Source organism: Micrococcus sp. HMSC31B01 (assembly GCF_001816085.1).
GTDB lineage: Bacteria > Actinomycetota > Actinomycetes > Actinomycetales > Micrococcaceae > Micrococcus > Micrococcus luteus.
In genome coordinates this window covers 1-1,112 of sequence record NZ_KV824831.1, presented here as the reverse complement: position 1 = coordinate 1,112, position 1,112 = coordinate 1, and the positions used below count along the sequence as shown (strand labels likewise).

Here is a 1,112-nt window from a genome sequence, read left to right as displayed (position 1 = left end):
GTCCCTGCCGATCTCCCAGCTCGTCACGGGTGCGGACGTCACCCTGCCCGTGCACGTGCTGCACGGCCGCGAGGACGGGCCCACCGTGTGGGTCTCCGCCGCGATCCACGGGGACGAGGTGGCCGGCGTCGAGATCGTCCGCCGCGTCCTGGAGCGCCTGCAGCCCACGCAGCTGCGCGGCACCCTGCTGGCCGTGCCCATCGTCAACGTGCTCGGCGTGATGGCCGGGGACCGCTACCTGCCGGACCGCCGCGACCTGAACCGCTCCTTCCCCGGCTCCGCCCGGGGCTCGCTGGCCTCGCGCATCGCGCACCTGATGATGACCGAGGTGATCGGCCGCTGCACCGTGGGCATCGACCTGCACACCGGCGCGGACCGCCGCTCCAACCTGCCGCAGATCCGGTGCGACCTGGAGGACTCCCAGACCCGTGCGCTCGCCGAGGCGTTCGGCGCGCCCGTGCTCTTCCACGCCCGCCTGCGGGACGGCTCCCTGCGCGCCGCGGCCCGCGAGACCGGCGCGCGCGTGCTGCTCTACGAGGCCGGTGAGGCCTGGCGGTTCGACGAGTACGCGATCGCCCCCGGCGTGGACGGGGTCCTGCGCGTGCTCGCCGCCCTGGACATGGTGGACCCCGCGGACATCGGGCTCACCGAGCCCGGGCCGGACGCCGTCGTCGACGCCCCCGGTCCGCTGCCCGGCGAGGTCCCCGAGGAGCGGACCACGGACGTGCCCGAGGCGACCGACGCCACCGGCGAGGACACCGCCGCCGTGCACCCCGACGTCGTCGACGGTGAGCAGGACGCCCCCTACCTGGTGTGGCAGTCCACCTGGGTGCGCGCCCGCGCGGACGGCCTCGTGCACCTGGACGTCGCGCTCGGCGAACGCGTGAACGCCGGGGACCGGATCGGCGCGCTCTACAACTCGTTCGGCCGCCGCCTCGCGCACGTGAAGGCCGAGCTGACCGGCGTGGTCATCGGCCGCACCGAGGCACCCCTGGTGCACCGCGGCGACGCCCTCGTGCACATCGGGGGATGGGACGCGTGAGCACCCCCACGACGACGGCGGGCCCCGACGCCCGCGCGCTGACCCGGGGCCACCGCAGGGCGAGCCGGGG

General features: G+C 75.9%; 1 protein-coding gene. It reads left to right on the top strand.

What is annotated here, in order from left to right:
• A partial coding sequence (locus HMPREF3105_RS00475) for a succinylglutamate desuccinylase/aspartoacylase family protein (RefSeq protein WP_070708512.1) occupies nt 1–1,042 on the top strand: 1,042 nt, incomplete at its 5' end.
• Nucleotides 1,043–1,112 lie beyond the last annotated feature (70 nt).